The 1,023-nt window shown below is 68.9% G+C and carries 1 protein-coding gene; it reads left to right on the forward strand.

Annotation, left to right across the window (positions count from 1 at the left end; translation table 11 throughout):
- Window positions 1-163: 163 nt before the first annotated feature.
- Window positions 164-1,023, forward strand: an 860-nt coding sequence (locus tag DBO33_RS42495) for a 5'-3' exonuclease (RefSeq protein ID WP_107661313.1), incomplete at its 3' end; no start/stop codon positions are given.

Here is a 1,023-nt window from a genome sequence, read left to right on the forward strand (position 1 = left end):
CTGCTTACACCTGCCGCCTGCCGCCGTCCCGCCTCCCCTTGCCGCCTCCTTCCCGCCTCACGCTTGCCGCTGCCTGCTGCCTGCTGCCTGCTGGCCGACACTGCTGTCGCCCGTCGCGGCTTGATCGTCCGGGTTTGTCGGGGCTGGGAGGTAGCCTCAGCGCGTGACTTCTGCTGCGACTTCCGGTGGACCGCTGTTGCTCTTGGACGGGGCGAGCTTGTGGTTCCGTGCCTTTCACGCGATCCCTGAGAAGATCACCGCGCCGGACGGGCGGGCGGTCAACGCGCTGCGTGGGTTCACCGACATGGTCGCATCGTTGATCACCAAGCATGCGCCGAGCCGGTTGGTGGTGTGCCTCGACTTGAACTGGCGGCCGGTGTTCCGGGTCGAACTGGTGCCGTCGTACAAGGCGCACCGGCTCGACACCGCCGCGGACGCGGGGCCCGGCGCCGAAGTAGTACCGGACACGCTGACCCCGCAGGTCGACATGATCCTCGAGGTGCTCGAAGCGGCAGGTATCGCGACCGGCGGCGCCGACGGGCTGGAAGCCGACGACGTGCTCGGCACCCTGGCCACCCGCGAAACCACCGACGAGGTCGTGGTCGTCAGCGGCGACCGAGATCTGCTGCAACTCGTCCGGGACACTCCTGCGCCACCGGTGCGGGTGCTGTACGCGGGACGCGGACTGGCGAAGGCCGAGCTGTACGGCCCGGCCGATGTTTCCGCCAAATACGGTGTGCCGCTGGAGAACGCGGGCCGCGCGTACGCCGATCTCGCCACCCTGCGCGGCGACGCCTCGGACGGCCTCCCTGGCGTAGCGGGCATCGGCGAGAAGTCCGCGTCCATGCTGATCACCCGCTTCGGCTCCCTGGAAGCATTGGTCGCCGCCGTCGAAGACCCCGAAGCCGACCTGGCCCAAGGCATCCGCGCCAAACTCCGTGCGGCAGAAGAGTATTTGAAAGCAGCAGCCCCGGTAGTCCGAGTGGTGTGCGACGCCGACGTCGAACTGTCCCGCCCCGACAC

It is taken from the genome of Nocardia suismassiliense, assembly GCF_900269665.1.
GTDB classification, from domain to species: Bacteria; Actinomycetota; Actinomycetes; order Mycobacteriales; family Mycobacteriaceae; genus Nocardia; species Nocardia suismassiliense.